Source organism: Streptomyces sp. NBC_00459, assembly GCF_036013955.1.
Classification (GTDB): domain Bacteria; phylum Actinomycetota; class Actinomycetes; order Streptomycetales; family Streptomycetaceae; genus Streptomyces.
On the sequence record NZ_CP107903.1, the window covers coordinates 3,486,486 to 3,501,223 of the forward strand.

Annotated in this window: 16 protein-coding genes; 10 read left to right on the forward strand and 6 right to left on the reverse strand. The window is 69.4% G+C overall.

The features are described 5' to 3' along the window. The first annotated feature begins 21 nt into the window (after window positions 1-21). Both OHN74_RS14965 and rbsD read left to right on the forward strand, forming a co-directional pair. Window positions 22-1,047, forward strand: a complete 1,026-nt coding sequence (locus tag OHN74_RS14965; protein ID WP_327700128.1) for a ribokinase — start codon at window positions 22-24, stop codon at window positions 1,045-1,047. Further along, complete coding sequence (gene rbsD, locus OHN74_RS14970) at window positions 1,044-1,439, forward strand: D-ribose pyranase (protein ID WP_327695064.1); 396 nt, start codon at window positions 1,044-1,046, stop codon at window positions 1,437-1,439. The genes OHN74_RS14965 and rbsD overlap by 4 nt, the downstream gene beginning before the upstream one ends. Before the next feature lie 22 nt (window positions 1,440-1,461). On the opposite strand, the gene OHN74_RS14975 is transcribed toward rbsD, so the two are convergent. The 4 genes from OHN74_RS14975 to OHN74_RS14990 all read right to left on the reverse strand — a co-directional run bounded on the left by OHN74_RS14975 (window position 1,462) and on the right by OHN74_RS14990 (window position 5,598). Continuing rightward, window positions 1,462-2,109, reverse strand: a complete 648-nt coding sequence (locus tag OHN74_RS14975; RefSeq protein WP_327695065.1) for a dihydrofolate reductase family protein — start codon at window positions 2,107-2,109, stop codon at window positions 1,462-1,464. A 335-nt stretch (window positions 2,110-2,444) separates the two neighbouring features. Then, window positions 2,445-3,242 (reverse strand): sugar phosphate isomerase/epimerase family protein, encoded by a 798-nt coding sequence (locus OHN74_RS14980; protein ID WP_327700129.1) that lies wholly within the window; start codon window positions 3,240-3,242, stop codon window positions 2,445-2,447. A 44-nt stretch (window positions 3,243-3,286) separates the two neighbouring features. Then, entirely contained in the window at window positions 3,287-4,444 is a 1,158-nt protein-coding gene (locus OHN74_RS14985; RefSeq protein ID WP_327695066.1) for a dihydrodipicolinate synthase family protein, read from the reverse strand. After that, the gene (locus tag OHN74_RS14990) at window positions 4,441-5,598 is read right to left on the reverse strand and encodes a Gfo/Idh/MocA family protein (RefSeq protein ID WP_327695067.1); all 1,158 of its coding nucleotides are present in this window, start codon (window positions 5,596-5,598) and stop codon (window positions 4,441-4,443) included. The genes OHN74_RS14985 and OHN74_RS14990 overlap by 4 nt, the downstream gene beginning before the upstream one ends. A gap of 341 nt (window positions 5,599-5,939) precedes the next feature. Between OHN74_RS14990 and OHN74_RS14995 the strand changes: the two genes are divergently transcribed. After that, window positions 5,940-6,986: a LacI family DNA-binding transcriptional regulator gene (locus OHN74_RS14995; protein WP_327695068.1), complete on the forward strand. Its 1,047-nt coding sequence runs from the start codon at window positions 5,940-5,942 to the stop codon at window positions 6,984-6,986. A gap of 60 nt (window positions 6,987-7,046) precedes the next feature. Here OHN74_RS14995 and OHN74_RS15000 read toward each other — a convergent pair whose 3' ends face one another. Then, window positions 7,047-7,343, reverse strand: a complete 297-nt coding sequence (locus OHN74_RS15000) for a hypothetical protein (RefSeq protein ID WP_327695069.1) — start codon at window positions 7,341-7,343, stop codon at window positions 7,047-7,049. A 386-nt stretch (window positions 7,344-7,729) separates the two neighbouring features. Between OHN74_RS15000 and OHN74_RS15005 the strand changes: the two genes are divergently transcribed. The 7 genes from OHN74_RS15005 (at window position 7,730) to OHN74_RS15035 (ending at window position 13,393) form a co-directional block, all read left to right on the forward strand. Then, the gene (locus tag OHN74_RS15005; protein ID WP_327695070.1) at window positions 7,730-8,125 is read left to right on the forward strand and encodes a nuclear transport factor 2 family protein; all 396 of its coding nucleotides are present in this window, start codon (window positions 7,730-7,732) and stop codon (window positions 8,123-8,125) included. A gap of 938 nt (window positions 8,126-9,063) precedes the next feature. Further along, complete coding sequence (locus OHN74_RS15010; RefSeq protein ID WP_327695071.1) at window positions 9,064-9,504, forward strand: hypothetical protein; 441 nt, start codon at window positions 9,064-9,066, stop codon at window positions 9,502-9,504. A gap of 2 nt (window positions 9,505-9,506) precedes the next feature. Then, on the forward strand, window positions 9,507-10,142 hold the full coding sequence (locus OHN74_RS15015) for a hypothetical protein (protein WP_327695072.1): 636 nt from the start codon (window positions 9,507-9,509) through the stop codon (window positions 10,140-10,142). A gap of 101 nt (window positions 10,143-10,243) precedes the next feature. Then, window positions 10,244-10,879 carry a hypothetical protein gene (locus OHN74_RS15020; RefSeq protein ID WP_327695073.1) on the forward strand — a complete coding sequence of 212 codons (636 nt, stop codon included), beginning with the start codon at window positions 10,244-10,246 and terminating at the stop codon, window positions 10,877-10,879. Between the two features lie 85 nt (window positions 10,880-10,964). Then, window positions 10,965-11,411, forward strand: coding sequence for a hypothetical protein (locus OHN74_RS15025; RefSeq protein ID WP_327695074.1), 447 nt, complete (start codon window positions 10,965-10,967; stop codon window positions 11,409-11,411). Window positions 11,412-11,616: 205 nt separating this feature from the next. Further along, window positions 11,617-12,582: a bifunctional helix-turn-helix transcriptional regulator/GNAT family N-acetyltransferase gene (locus OHN74_RS15030; RefSeq protein WP_327695075.1), complete on the forward strand. Its 966-nt coding sequence runs from the start codon at window positions 11,617-11,619 to the stop codon at window positions 12,580-12,582. Between the two features lie 10 nt (window positions 12,583-12,592). Further along, complete coding sequence (locus OHN74_RS15035; RefSeq protein ID WP_327695076.1) at window positions 12,593-13,393, forward strand: sugar phosphate isomerase/epimerase family protein; 801 nt, start codon at window positions 12,593-12,595, stop codon at window positions 13,391-13,393. Window positions 13,394-13,396: 3 nt separating this feature from the next. Here the strand turns inward: OHN74_RS15035 and aroA are convergent, their stop codons facing one another. Next, entirely contained in the window at window positions 13,397-14,644 is a 1,248-nt protein-coding gene (aroA, locus tag OHN74_RS15040; protein WP_327695077.1) for a 3-phosphoshikimate 1-carboxyvinyltransferase, read from the reverse strand. Window positions 14,645-14,738: the final 94 nt, after the last annotated feature.

The following is a 14,738-nucleotide window of genomic DNA, read 5'->3' on the forward strand; positions in this document are numbered from 1 at the left end:
ATGGGTATGGGGAGACTGTTCATGTACGACTACGACCTGCTGGTCGTGGGGTCGGCCAACGCCGATCTGGTGACCGTGGTCGAGCGGCGGCCCGCGGCCGGTGAGACGGTGCTCGGCTCCGACCTGGTCGTCCACCCGGGGGGCAAGGGCGCCAACCAGGCTGTCGCCGCAGCCCGGTTGGGGGCCCGTACGGCGTTGCTGGCGCGGGTCGGCAACGACGGCCACGGCCGCCTGCTGCTCGACTCGATGCGGGACGCCGGCGTCGACACGGTGGGTGTCCTGGTGGGCGGGGCGCCGACGGGGGTCGCGCTGATCACGGTGGACCCGTCCGGCGACAACAGCATCGTGGTGTCGCCGGGCGCCAACGGACGTCTGTCGCCCGGGGACATCCGCGCGGCCGGAAGCCTGTTCCAGGCGGCCCGGGTGGTGTCGGCGCAGCTGGAGATTCCGCTGGAGTCGGTCGTGGAGGTCGTACGGAACCTGGCTCCCGAGGGCCGGTTCGTCCTCAACCCGTCCCCTCCTCGCCCGTTGCCGCGTGAAGTCCTGGCGGCCTGCGACCCGTTGATCGTGAACGAGCACGAGGCCCGGGTGATCGCCGGTGCGGACGCCGAGTTGGGCGACTCGCCGGAGGACTGGGCGAAGGCCCTGCTCGCGCTCGGGCCGCGCTCGGTCGTCATCACCCTGGGCGCGGAGGGCGCGTTGGTCGCCGTACGGGCCGGGGAGCGGGTACGGGTGCCGTCGGTGCCCGTGGAGGCCGTGGACACCACGGGAGCGGGCGACGCGTTCACCGCAGCGCTGGCGTGGCGGCTGGGCGCGGGCGAGTCGTTGGCACAGGCGGCGGCGTACGCGGCCCGGGTGGGCGCAGCTGCGGTGACGCGGGCCGGCGCTCAGGATTCCTTCCCCACCGCCGAGGAGGTCGAGGCTCTGGGCCGCGCTCTCCCGGGGGACGCCTCGTTCGACAGCCGCTCGGCGGCGGAACGGATCCCCGGTAGCCGAAGCAGCCAGGGGGAGTCGACCGGCGAGACCGTGCGAGGTGGGTCCCAGTGAAGCGGGGCGGAATCCTGAACCGTCATCTCGCGGGCGCGCTGGCCGAGTTGGGCCATGGCGACGGGGTGCTGGTGTGCGACGCGGGTATGCCGATCCCGGCCGGGCCACGCGTCGTCGACCTGGCCTTCCGGGCCGGGGTGCCTTCCTTCGCGGAGGTCCTGGACGGGCTACTGACCGAGCTGGTGGTGGAGGGGGCGACAGCGGCGACGGAGGTACGCGAGGCGAATCCGGGGGCCGCGAAGCTGCTGGACGGGCACTTTCCCGACCCCGCCCTCACCCTTGTCCCGCACGAGCGGCTCAAGGAGCTGTCGGCGGGAGCGCGGCTGGTCGTACGGACGGGCGAGGCCCGGCCGTACGCGAACGTGCTGTTGCGGTGCGGGGTGTTCTTCTGAGTCCGGGCCGGTGGGAGGCGCTTCAGCGGGCCGCTCGGGTGAAGGTCACATGCGTGACCCCGGTGGGCGAGGACGTGGCCTCGACCTCGTAGTCCTGCTCGATGTCCGCCAGCCCGTCCCAGAGACGTACGCCCCGGCCGAGCAGGACCGGGACCACCACGACGTGCAGGTGGTCGATGAGCCCGGCGGCGAGGAAGTCACGGACGACGGTGGGTCCGCCGCCGATGCGAACGTCCTGGCCGCCCGCCGCCTCACGGGCGATCTCGAGCGCCTTGGCGGGCGACGTGTCGAGGAAGTGGAACGTGGTGCCGCCCTCCATCTCGATCGGCGGGCGCTGGTGATGGGTGAGGATGAACGTCGGTGTGTGGAAAGGCGGGTTGGGCCCCCACCACCCCTTCCACTCCGGGTCCTCGTGCCAGCCGGGCGGGCCGAACTTCCCGGCCCCCATGATCTCGGCACCGATACCGGGGGCGAACTGCTGCGCGAAGGCGTCGTCGACACCGCCGGCCCCGCCGGGACGGCCGGTCATCTGGTGCCAGAACCGCGTGGTGAACATCCACTGGTGCAGCCTCTCGCCGGCGTGGCCGAACGGCGCGTCAAGGCTCAGCCCCTCACCGGTACCGAAGCCGTCGAGCGAGATGGTGAAGTTGTGGACGCGGGCGAGTGACATGTGCTGCGACTCCGTTCCTGCGGCTGGTCGAGTCCTGTTGCCGGTCGAGCTTCGCCAGTTCCTTCCAGGACCTCAAGGTATCCGGAAGGGGCGTCGTCCGCCGGTCGGGCTCGGCATCGACCGGGGGCAGCATCGAGGGGGCCCGGTCCGTCGACCGGGCCCCCTCGGCTTCCCCTCCGTATCGAAACCCCCGCGATCCCCCCGGATCCCCCTCCAGAAGCCCCGATGACAGGTACGACTGCCAAGGTGGGGGGAGGGTTGTACGGGAAGCCGGGATTTTTTCGGCTGCCGCGCGAGGCCCGCCGGATACGAACGGTTCCGCGGCCGGACAGCCGTTACGCCGCGTGCTCCACGAACCGCGCCGCGGTCTCCGCGAGCACCTCGCGCCCGTCCCGGGCCCACAGCGCGTCGTTGAAGAGCTCGACCTCGATGGGACCGGTGTAACCGGCCGCCTCGACGTACGTCCTCCACTCCCGCATGTCGATCGAGCCGTCGCCGATCTGACCGCGGCCGTTGAGGACACCCTCGGGCAACGGGGTTGTCCAGTCTGCGAGTTGGAAGGAGTGGATGCGGCCACCGGCGCCGGCGCGGGCGATCTGCGCGGGCGCGTTGTCGTCCCACCAGATGTGGTACGTGTCCACCGTGACGCCGACCTGGTGGGCGGGGAAGCGTTCCGCGAGGTCGAGGGCCTGGGTGAGCGTCGAGACCACGCAGCGGTCGGCGGCGTACATGGGGTGGAGCGGCTCGATGGCCAGCTTCACGCCGTGCTTCTCGGCGTACGGGCCCAGCTCGGTGAGCGCGTCGGCGATACGCTCCCGGGCGCCGTACAGGTCCTTCGAGCCGGCCGGCAGGCCGCCCGACACCAGGACGAGGGTGTCCGTGCCGAGCGTGGCCGCCTCGTCGATCGCCCGCCGGTTGTCGGCCAGCGCCTCCGCCCGTTCCGCCGGGTCGATCGCGGTGAAGAAGCCGCCCCGGCAGAGGGTGGTGACGGCGAGGCCCGCGTCGCGGAGCAGCTTCGCCGTCGCCTCGACGCCGTACTCCTGGACCGGCGCCCGCCACAGGCCCACCCCGGGGACGCCCAGTTCCAGGCAGGCGTCGGCCAGTTCGGGCAGTGACAGTTGCTTCACCGTCATCTGGTTGATGCTGAAGCGCGAGAGATCCGCGGTGCTGGTGCTGCTCACTGGGCCACTCCGTACAGGGACAGCAGGCTCTTCATCCGCTCCTCCGCGAGCTTCGGGTCCGGGAACAGGCCCAGTCCGTCGGCGAGTCGGTAGGCGCGGGCGAAGTGCGGGAGGGAGCGGGCCGACTGCAGCCCGCCGACCATGGTGAAGTGCGACTGGTGGCCGGCCAGCCAGGCCAGGAACACCACGCCCGTCTTGTAGAAGCGGGTGGGCGTCTGGAAGAGATGGCGGGACAACTCGACGGTGGGGTCGAGGAGTTCACGGAAGCCCGCCGTGTTCCCGGTGTCCAGGACGCGGACCGCTTCCGACGCCAGCGGACCCAGCGGGTCGAAGATGCCGAGCAGGGCGTGGCTGAAGCCCTGCTCGTCGCCCGCGATCAGCTCGGGGTAGTTGAAGTCGTCGCCCGTGTAGCAGCGCACACCCTGCGGGAGGCGGCGGCGGATGTCGATCTCGCGCTGGGCGTCGAGGAGCGACACCTTGATGCCGTCGACCTTGTCGGGGTGGGCCGCGATGACGTCGAGGAAGGTGTCGGTCGCCGCGTCGAGGTCGCTGGACCCCCAGTAGCCCTCCAGCGCCGGGTCGAACATCGGGCCCAGCCAGTGCAGGACCACGGGTTCGGCGGCTTGGCGCAGCAGGTGGCCGTAGAGGTCGAGGTAGTCCTCGGGGCCCTGCGCGGCGGCGGCGAGCGCGCGGGACGCCATCAGGATCGTCTTGGCGCCCGCCTCCTCTACGAGGGCGAGCTGCTCCTCGTACGCCTTGCGGATGTCGGCCAAGGAGGCGCCGGGGGTGGTGAGTTGGTCGGTGCCGACACCGCAGGCGATGAGCCCGCCCACCGACTTGGCCTCGGCGGCCGACCGGCGGATCAGCTCGGCCGCGCCCGCCCAGTCGAGGCCCATGCCGCGCTGGGCGGTGTCCATGGCCTCCGCGACACCGAGGCCGTGGGACCAGAGGTGGCGACGGAAGGCGAGGGTCGAGTCCCAGTCGACGGCGGCCGGGGAGTCCGGGGAGACGTCGGCGTACGGGTCGGCGACGACGTGGGCCGCCGAGTAGACCGTACGGGAGGTGAAGGGGGTGCCGGGGCTGAGGGCGAGAGGGGTGGCGCGTGGCTCGTACACCGTCAACGTTCCTGTGGCGTCCGGGAGTTGGATGGTCACAGCGAGATCTCCGGAACGTCGAGACGGACGCCCTCCGCCGAGGACTTCAGGCCCAGTTCGGCGAGCTGGACACCGCGGGCGCCGGCCAGCAGGTCCCACTGGTAGGGCGCGTCGGCGTAGACGTGCTTCAGGAACAGCTCCCACTGGGCCTTGAAGCCGTTGTCGAACTCGGCGTTGTCCGGGATCTCCTGCCACTGGTCGCGGAAGGAGTAGGTCGCCGGGATGTCCGGGTTCCAGACCGGCTTGGGCGTCGAACTGCGGTGCTGGACGCGGCAGTTGCGCAGACCGGCGACGGCCGAGCCCTCCGTGCCGTCGACCTGGAACTCCACCAGCTCGTCGCGGTTGACGCGCACGGTCCAGGAGGAGTTGATCTGGGCGATCGCGCCGCCCTCCAGCTCGAAGATGCCGTAGGCGGCGTCGTCGGCCGTGGCGTCGTACGGCTTGTCGTTCTCGTCCCAGCGCTGCGGGATGTGGGTGGCGGTGAGTGCCTGGACGGACTTCACCCGGCCGAAGAGCTCGTGCAGCACGTACTCCCAGTGCGGGAACATGTCGACAACGATGCCACCGCCGTCCTCGGAGCGGTAGTTCCAGGAAGGACGCTGGGCGGTCTGCCAGTCCCCCTCGAAGACCCAGTAGCCGAACTCGCCCCGGATGGAGAGGATGCGGCCGAAGAAGCCGCCGTCGATGAGCCGCTTGAGCTTCAGCAGGCCCGGGAGGAACAGCTTGTCCTGGACGACGCCGTGGCGCACTCCGGCCGCGTTCGCCAGCCGGGCCAGCTCCAGCGCGCCCTCCAGGCCGGTGGCGGTGGGCTTCTCCGTGTAGATGTGCTTGCCCGCCGCGATCGCCTTCCGGATCGACTCCTCGCGCGCGGAGGTGACCTGGGCGTCGAAGTAGATGTCGACGGTCGGGTCGGCGAGGACCTCGTCCACGTCGGTGGAGATGTTCTGCGGGTCCAGGCCGTGCTGCTCGGCGAGCGCCTTCAGCGCGTGCTCGCGGCGGCCGACCAGGATCGGTTCCGGCCACAGCACGGTGCCGTCGCCGAGGTCGAGACCGCCCTGCTCACGCAGCGCGAGGATCGAGCGGACCAGGTGCTGGCGATAGCCCATGCGCCCGGTCACGCCGTTCATGGCGATACGCACCGTCTTGCGTGTCACGTCTTTCCCTTCGTAGGTGCCACAGGGGCGGGGTACGCGGTATGCGCGCCGCGTACGCCCGGTGGAAGAGCAGCCCCCCGGCAGCCCTACTGGCAAGCGTTACAGCAAGCGCTTTCTATCTAGGGAGAAGCTAGCCTCTGTGCAGCGGTCTGGACAAGAGCACAGAGACGCCGAATTGTTCGAGGGGACGAACAAGAGGGGCCGAAGAGCGGTCGTGGGGCGGCCGAAGGTCATAGGGTCTGCATCGGTATGGACGCGAAGACGCAAAATACGACAACTTACAGCGACGCGATAGACGACAAGTCGACAGACGACGAGTCGCGCGACCGGAGGACGACGAGATGACGGTGACCCTGGCGGACGTGGCGGCCCGCGCGCAGGTCTCGCCCGCGACGGTGTCGCGCGTACTGAACGGGAACTACCCCGTGGCCGCATCCACCCGTGAGCGGGTGCTGCGGGCTGTGGACGACCTGGACTACGTGCTCAACGGCCCGGCGAGCGCACTCGCCGCGGCCACCTCCGACCTGGTCGGAATTCTGGTCAACGACATCGCCGACCCCTTCTTCGGGATCATGGCGAGCGCGATCCAGTCGGAGGTCTCGGGCCCGGGCGGGCGCGCTGGCGGCGAACGGCTGGCGGTCGTGTGCAACACGGGCGGCTCTCCGGAGCGCGAGCTGACGTACCTCACCCTGCTGCAGCGGCAGCGCGCGGCGGCGGTCGTACTGACCGGCGGCGCGGTGGAGAACCCGCCGCACCTCGCGGCCGTATCGGCGAAGCTGCGGCGGCTCGCGGAGGCGGGGACGAGGGTGGTGCTGTGCGGGCGCCCGCCGGCGCCGGACACGTCCGCCATCGCACTGACGTTCGACAACCGGGGTGGCGGTCAGGAGCTGACCGAGCACCTGATCGGGCTCGGGCACCGGCGGCTGGGATACATCGCGGGGCCGGAGGAGCGGACGACGACCCGGCACCGGCTGGAGGGGCACCGGGCGGCACTGGCGGTCCACGGGATCGAGGAGGACCCCCGGTGGACCGTCTACGGGCGGTACGACCGCCGGTCGGGGTACGAGGCCACGCTGGAGCTGCTGCGCCGGGACCCGTCGCTGACGGCCGTCGTCGCCGCGAACGACTCCGTCGCGATCGGCGCGTGTGCGGCGCTGCGGGAGTCGGGGCGGCGGATCCCGGACGACGTGTCCGTCGCGGGGTTCGACGATCTGCCGTTCAGTGTGGACGCGTGGCCTTCGCTGACGACGGTGCGGTTGCCGTTGTCGGAGGCGGGGGCCCGGGCGGGACGGATCGCCATGGGGCGCGAGGAGCCGCCACCCGGGGGGATCGCGACGGCTCGGGGGGAGCTGATGGTTCGGGGGTCCTCGGGGGTGCCGCGGAGGTAGGGGGTCGCGCGGGCGGGGGCTGTTTCCCGCGTGGGTTCGGGGTGTCGCCGAGTTGGGCCCTCAAAGGGAAACGTCTCGACTCGGCGGCGGGTTGCCGCCTTCCCGAGGCTCCTCGCTCCGCCAGGTGAAGCCGTCCAGAGAGCCACGTGACGTTTCCTCGGCCTTCACCGGCGGATGCCGCCACCACGTGACCAGCGACACCCCCGAGACCAGGATCCAGCCCGCCAGGATCATCACGACCAGGCACCCCAGAACCAGCCCCGCCATCCCCAGGAACCCGAACTTCGCCAGCATCCAGGGGATCTGGTCCTCACCACAGCCACAGGCCAGCCGGCCGTCCGCCAAAGTGGTCGTCATAGGGGCAGCGTGCCCACACCCCCACACCGCGATTACACACGGCGTGGAACCGTCGCCCGACGGTTACGGTTTCGAGATCCCGGGTCCGGGCGATGACCTCTTGGACGTTCCGCTCCGCTCCGGCACGCTGCGCCGGAGCGATCAAACGGCTTGAACAACAGCCCGGCCAAAGGGAGTTGCCGCGCTTCTTCGTCCCGTCGTTCCCCTCCTGCCCGCGCTGTTGTGACACACGGCGGCCGTGTCCTGCAGCGACTCCGGCTCACCCGGGGACGACTGCCACCGAGTGTTCCGCAGGCCCGGCTCCCGACCTGCGTGCCGCCCCGAACCCGAGGACAATGGGCCCCGTCGGTCGGACATCGCCCACACACCGAAAGGTGGCGATCACCATGACTGAGCACCCGCACGCAGCCCTCGTACGCAAGGGGTACGACGCCTTCTCGCGCGGTGACATGGACACCATGCGCACCCTGCTGGCGGGGGACGCCACACACCACGTGCCCGGGAGTCATCCCCTCTCCGGGGACTTCAAGGGGCAGGACGCGATCATCGACCTGTACCGCCGGCTCGGCGAGGAGACGGACGGGACCATGCGCGTCGCGGTGTTGAACGTTCTCGTCGACGGCCGGGGGCACGCGGTTTCCGTGCACCGTTTCACCGCCGAGCGCCAAGGCAGGCTGATCGACGAGACCGGTGGCCTCGTCTTCCGGATCGTCGGGGAGAAGATCACCGACCTCGACGAGTGCGTCGAGGACATCGAGCGCAGCAACGAGTTCTGGGGCTGAGGCACGGCCTCGGGACCGTCCAGATCCTTCCGCGGGGTGCCCCGGGTCGCTCCGGGTACCCCGCGCTTCACACGTCGTCCCCTGTTCGGGCTCGCACCTCGTCGGCATGATCCGAGTGGCCGGCCACAGCCCTGAGCACCGGTCGCGGCCACGCTCACCCAGAAGCGGCGGAAGCCTGCGGAACTGTGTCACTGACGCTGCCTCAGCCCCCTTCGTCGCGCCGGAACCCGGATCCCACGAGCCCGGCCACACTACCAAGCCGCGAAGTTATTGACCGTCAACTTCCTTGCATGACTGCGTAGTTACCGTACGGTTCGGTAATTCCCGGTAGTGACTCCTCGGTAGCGTTTCGTTCATTGAGTCCCTTCGCGCACGATCTTGACGGCCGACCCGCGTGGCTGCATGATCGGCGCTGAACCAGAGCCGAATAGCACCGAAGAAGCCTCCCCGCAGGACTTGACCAGTCCAAAATGCCGCTTCTTCACATCACGAACGGGGCGCGAGGTCTTCGGACGGGGCACCAAAAAAGTGCTGCCCTCCCTCGATGCTGCGCTTCTCCTCTTTCACCCTTCCGTGCGCATACGGAATCACCTCCAAAGACCCCCCACCTTTTTGGAGCCGCACATCACCCGCTCCTGACCTGCGCCTCATTGGCGCCACCTCTTCCTTTTCACCGCTTTCCCTTTCCTTCCCTTTCCTTCCCTCTGCTCATTTTCGCGACCTCTTTTTCACCTTCCTGCTATTTCCATGAAGGGGCGAAAGGGGCGCTCAAGCCTGCCCGAAAACAGAATTCACTTGACATTTAAAGAAGTCACCCTCAAACGGTTCCTGAAGTATTGACTTCACATCCGGACGCCTCCATATTGATTGCCACCACCCCCCAACCTCGAATTCGGATCTCGCTGGAGATCCGTTTTCTTGGACAGTCAGGAGACAAAGTGACAGTCAAACTCCCGTTCACCCGTAAGGCGGTCCTGGCCGCGCTAGTGATCACAGCGGCGGCGACCACCACGGTCACGCTGCCCGGAACGGCGGAAGCCCAGTCGGGCTCCCGTATCTGCGGGAACTACTGGGAAGCCCGGGCCAACGGGAAGACGGTCGGGATCATCGCGAAGGTCCTGGAGGTGCCCAAGGTCGACTTCGGTATCTGCCTCCGCGTCATCGACAAGACGAACAGCATCAACGGCCGGAGCCTGCCTGGCTACAAGGGCACCGTGACGTGGAACCCGCGTCAGGCCATACGGTCCTGGACCTGCGAGGACTTCGGCGATCTGTTCAACGACACGTACGGGAACGACCCCTGCCTCGACATGAACCGGGTGGACCTCATCGGTCAGGTGGCGAACCGCACGCCCCGCGAGTTGTCGCAGGTGTACTGAGCATGCGCAGATCCGCATGGCTCAATCGCGTTCTGATGTGCGGGGCTCTCGCCGTCGCGACGCTGGCCACCACCGAGGGCACGGCGAGCGCCGCCACTCAGTGCTTCACCCAGAGCTATTCCGACGGAGCCAATGTCGTCCCCGGAACCGGCGGCGGAAACGTGACCCGGGCGATCACCCGGCAGCGGGCCGGCAACACCTGGGACGACTGGGTGTGGCGCGGCACCGAATTCCAGTGCCCCCGGGGCCGGACCTGCGAATACGCGTGGGAGAAATCGAAGACGACGACCACCGGCTGGGCCATCGGCGGCGGAACCGACCTCGGTAACGCCAGCTCGCCCTCCAAGAAGTGGTACAACACCGTGCTTTCCTTCGTCGGCGGCTACCAGAAAACCACGCAGCTGACCACTGCGTTCACCTGGACCGTTCATCTCAACGGCGGCGACGTGGCACAGCCCGTCCAGGTAGCGGTCCGCCGCTGGACCCAGGGCGACTTCGCCGGCGGCTGGGTACGGACAAACCGCGGCTGCCAGGGCGGCACCACCTACGAATGGAACGGAAACACCAGGTTCGGCGACTGGACCCGAAACGTCTTCGAGAAGGAAAAGGTCGGCTACGCCGTCAACGGCCGCATGTGACACGGCGCATCGACCTACCGACGTATCGCGTATCTCTCGATGCGCTCAGAGGTCGCTCAGAAGCCACTCAGGGAATTCCCTTTCCAGGAAAGGACACAACCATGCGCAGTAGAACCTGGTTGAATCGCGTTCTGATGTGCGGGGCTCTCGCCGTCGCAACGCTGGCCACTACCGAGGGCACGGCGAGCGCCGCCACTCAGTGCTTCACCCAGAGCTATTCCGACGGAGCCAATGTCGTCCCCGGAACCGGCGGCGGAAACGTGACCCGGGCGATCACCCGGCAGCGGGCCGGCAACACCTGGGACGACTGGGTATGGCGCGGCACCGAATTCCAGTGCCCCCGGGGCCGGACCTGCGACTACGCGTGGACGAAGTCGAAGACGACGACCACCGGGTGGGCCATCGGCGGCGGAGTCGACCTCGGTAACGCCACTTCGCCGTCGAAGAAGTGGTACAACACCGTGGTTTCTCTCGTCGGCGGCTACCAGAAGAGCACCGAGATCAGCACCAACTTCACCTGGACCGTTCATCTCAACGGCGGCGACGTGGCACAGCCCGTCCAGGTCGCCGTCCGCCGCTGGACCCAGGGCGACTTCGCCGGCGGCTGGGTACGGACAAACCGCGGCTGCCAGGGCGGCACCACCTACGAATGGAACGGAAACACCAGGTTCGGCGACTGGACCCGAAACGTCTTCGAGAAGGAAAAGGTCGGCTACGCCGTCAACGGCCGTATGTGACACGGCAGTTCACTCCCCCCACGCACCCCCACTCTCCATCCCCCTTTCTCCCTCTCCCTTTCTCCCTCTCCCCCCGGAGGTACGCATGAAGGTCAAGCTCTTGAAGCGGCGCACGGCGACGATGGTGGCCACCGCCTTCGCGGCCGGAGCACTGTTCGCGGTCGCGGTCCCCGGCACTGCCGAGGCCCAGTCGGGCTCCCGTATCTGCGGGAACTACTGGAAGGGCTACTACAACAACGGCCAGAAGGAAGTCACCTGGTCCCGGGTGATCGAGGTCCCCAAGAGTGACGGCGTCTCCTGCGACGTCGCCATCAACCGGACCGACAGGGTCGGGAACCCTCCGCAGGAGACCGTGAACCTCGGTGTGAAGTGGGGTGCTCGGCAGCGACTGCAGAACGTGACCTGCGAGTACTTCTCCCAGGAGATCCTCGACTCCAAGCACGGTGACGACGTCTGCAACAGCATGCTGCGCGCCGACAACGTGTTCCAGGTCAAGAACCGCACCATAAGCCAGTTCTACGTCAAGGCCTGATCCTGCGGCCCCGGTTGCCCGACTCCCGCCCCACCGGGAGTCGGGCAACCGGCATGCGCATCGGCACGTACGGGACGCCGGAGCCGCGTACTGCCGTCCGGCCGCCGGGTCTTGAGGAACGTGTCGCCGGGGCTCTACCCTCATGACAGCGATATCTCTGACTGAGTCAACTGTCCGCAGTCGCAGTCGCCCCATGAGGTGGTCCATGACCGTGCAGGACATCCGTTCCTTCAACCGCTTCTACACGAACGTCATCGGCGCCCTCGACTACAGCAGCCGCCTCTACGCCCCCTACACCCTCACCGAGGCCCGCGTCCTCTACGAGCTCGCGCACTCCGCCCGTACCGACGCCGCCGATCTCCGTGCCGAACTCACCCTGGATGCCGGGTACTTGAGCCGTATCCTCAACAAGTTCGAGCAGGACGAGCTGATCGAGCGGGCGCCCTCCGAGCGGGATACCCGGCGGCGGCACGTCACGCTCACCGTGCGCGGGCGCGAGACCGCCCACCTGTTGGACGAGCGGTCCACGGAGGCCATCGCCGCCCTGCTCGCCACCGTGCCGGACGCCGACCGGCCCCGGCTCGCGGAGGCGCTGCACACCGTCCGCTCGCTCCTCTCCGACGGTCGGCCACCGCGCCGCGAGGACGTCGTGCTGCGCGAGCCCCACCCCGGCGACCTCGGCTGGATCGTGCAGCGCAACGCGGCGCTGTACGCGGCGGAGTACGGCTTCAACACCGACTACGAGGGGCTGGTGGCAAGGATCGTCGCCGACTTCGGCGAGGACCACGACCCGCACCTCGAACGGGTGTGGATCGCCGAGTTGGACGGGCGGCCCGTCGGGTGCGTGATGTGCGTACGGGACGAGGCGCCGGGGACGGCCCGGCTGCGGCTGCTGCTCGTCGAGCCCCAGGCGCGCGGGCTCGGTGTCGGTGACAGGCTCGTCACGGCCGTCGTCGGCTTCGCGCGCGAGGTCGGCTACCGCGACCTCGTCCTGTGGACCCAGGACCTGCTCACCGCCGCCCGCCACATCTACCGGCGCCACGGCTTCGTCCTCGCCACCGAGAAGCCCCACCGCTCCTTCGGCAAGGACCTGGTCGGTCAGGACTGGCGGCTGGATCTCCACGCGGCGACGGAAACGATGGAAACGACTGAAAGGTGGAGCGACGGATAGGGTCCCTCGTATGAAACTGGCGTTCTCCACCCTCGGCGTGCCCGGTCTCCCCATCCCCGATGTCCTGCGGCTCGCGACCACCCACGGCTATCACGGCGTCGAACTGCGCACGCATCCCGAAGAACCCGTCCACCTCGGTCTCGCCCTCGCCGAACGGGCCGATGTGGCCGCCGAGTTCAAGGCGTCCGGCGTCGAGATCCTCGGCCTCGCCGGGTATGTGCGCGTCGCGGCCCCCGGCGACGACGAGCCCGTGCTCACGGAGTTCCGCGCGCTCCTCGAACTCGCCCGCGACCTGGGCGCCCCCTTCGTCAGGGTTTTCCCGGGCGGAGGCACCGACCAGAGCCCCGAGGAAGCGGACGCGACGGCGGCCCGGAGGCTCGGCAGGGCCGCCGAGTGGGCCGCGGACTACGGCGTACGCATCCTCCTGGAGACCCACGACTCGCATCGCACGGGCGCCGACGCGATCCGCATCCTGGGCCCGGTCGGCCACCGTCAGGCGGGCGCGCTGTGGGACGTCATGCACACCTGGCTCGGCGGTGAGCAGCCGACGGACAGCTTCGCGGCCCTCTCCCCTCACCTCGGATATGTGCAGGTCAAGGACATCGCCTCGATCGAGGACACCACCCCGGTGGCACTGGGCGCCGGGGTTCTGCCGCTCGGCGAGTGCGTCGAGGTCCTCTCCCGGCACAGCTGGGACGGCTGGCTGTGCTGGGAGTACGAGAAGCGGTGGTACGAGGCCGCCGCACCCCTGGAGGGCCTGCTCGGCGCCGGCCGCGAACACCTCGCCCGGCTGCTCAACGAGTCGGCCTAGGCCCTATCCGAGTACGTCCCTCAGCTCTCCGAACGCCTCGTGGAACCCGGGGAACGTCTTCCGTACGCACCCCGGGTCGTCGAAGGTGATCCCGGGGGTGCGCAGGCCGGTCACCGCGAAGGACATGACGATGCGGTGGTCGCCGTACGACTTGATGTCCGTGTCGTGGGCCGGGGCCGTGCCGGGCGGGCAGGGGTGGATCTCGATCCAGTCGGGGCCGGTCTGCACCCGTACTCCCAGCCGCCGGAGGTTCTCCGCGCAGGCGTCGATGCGGTCGCACTCCTTCACGCGGGTGTTGGCCACGTCCTCGATGCGTACGGGGCCGGAGGCGAAGGGGGCGAGGGCCGCCAGGGTGGGCATGGTGTCGGAGATGTCCCGCATGTTGACCGTCAGGCCGCGCAGTTCGCCGGTGCCCGTGACGGTTGTGCGGTCCGCGGCGATCTCCACCCGCGCGCCCATCCGGCGCAGTACGTCGACGAAGCCCAGGTCGCCCTGGAGCGCGCCGGTGCCGAGGCCGGGGACCGTCACCTCGCCGCCGGTGAGGGCCGCCGCCGCGAAGAAGTAGCTCGCGGTGGAGGCGTCGGGCTCTACGGCGTAGGTGGTGGCCCGGTAGCCGCCCGGCGGGACCACGAAGACGTCGCCCTCCTTGCGCACCTCCGCGCCGAACGCCCGCATCATCGCGATGGTGATCTCCACGTAGGGCGCCGAGACGAGGTCGGTGACATGGATGCGCAGGCCCTTGCGTGTGAGGGGGCCCAGGAGGAGCAGTGCGGTGAGGTACTGGGAGGACTGTCCGGCGTCGAGGGTGACGTCACCGCCCTCCACTCCCGCCGCGACGATGCTCAGCGGGTGATGTCCCTCCGCCTCCTCGTGCCGCAGGTCCACGCCCAGGTCGCGCAGGGCCCGGGTGAGGGGGGCGAGGGGGCGGCGGCGCATCTGGGGGGAGGCGTCGAAGCGGTAGGTGCCGTGCCCTGCGGCGGCGAGGGTCGGCAGGAAGCGGGAGGTCGTGGCGCCGTCGCGGCAGTAGATGTCGGCCTCGGTGGCCGCCGGGCCCTGCGGGCGGCCGTCGATCTGCCAGGCGCCGGGGGTCCGTCCGACCCGGTAGCCGAGAGCGACCAGGCCCTCGGCGAAGCCCTCCGAGTCGTCCGAGCGCAGGGGGCGTACGAGGGTGGTGACCCCGTCGGCTGCCGCGGCGAGGAAGAGGGCGCGCGCGGTGATGGACTTGGAACCGGGAATCTCTACGACGGCCATGGCCCTATGCTCGCCCGGCCCGCGACCCACGCGCCGGAACGTCCGCGAAATGGACCGTGAACGCTCAGCGCTCCGCGAGGGGGGCGGTTGTCGG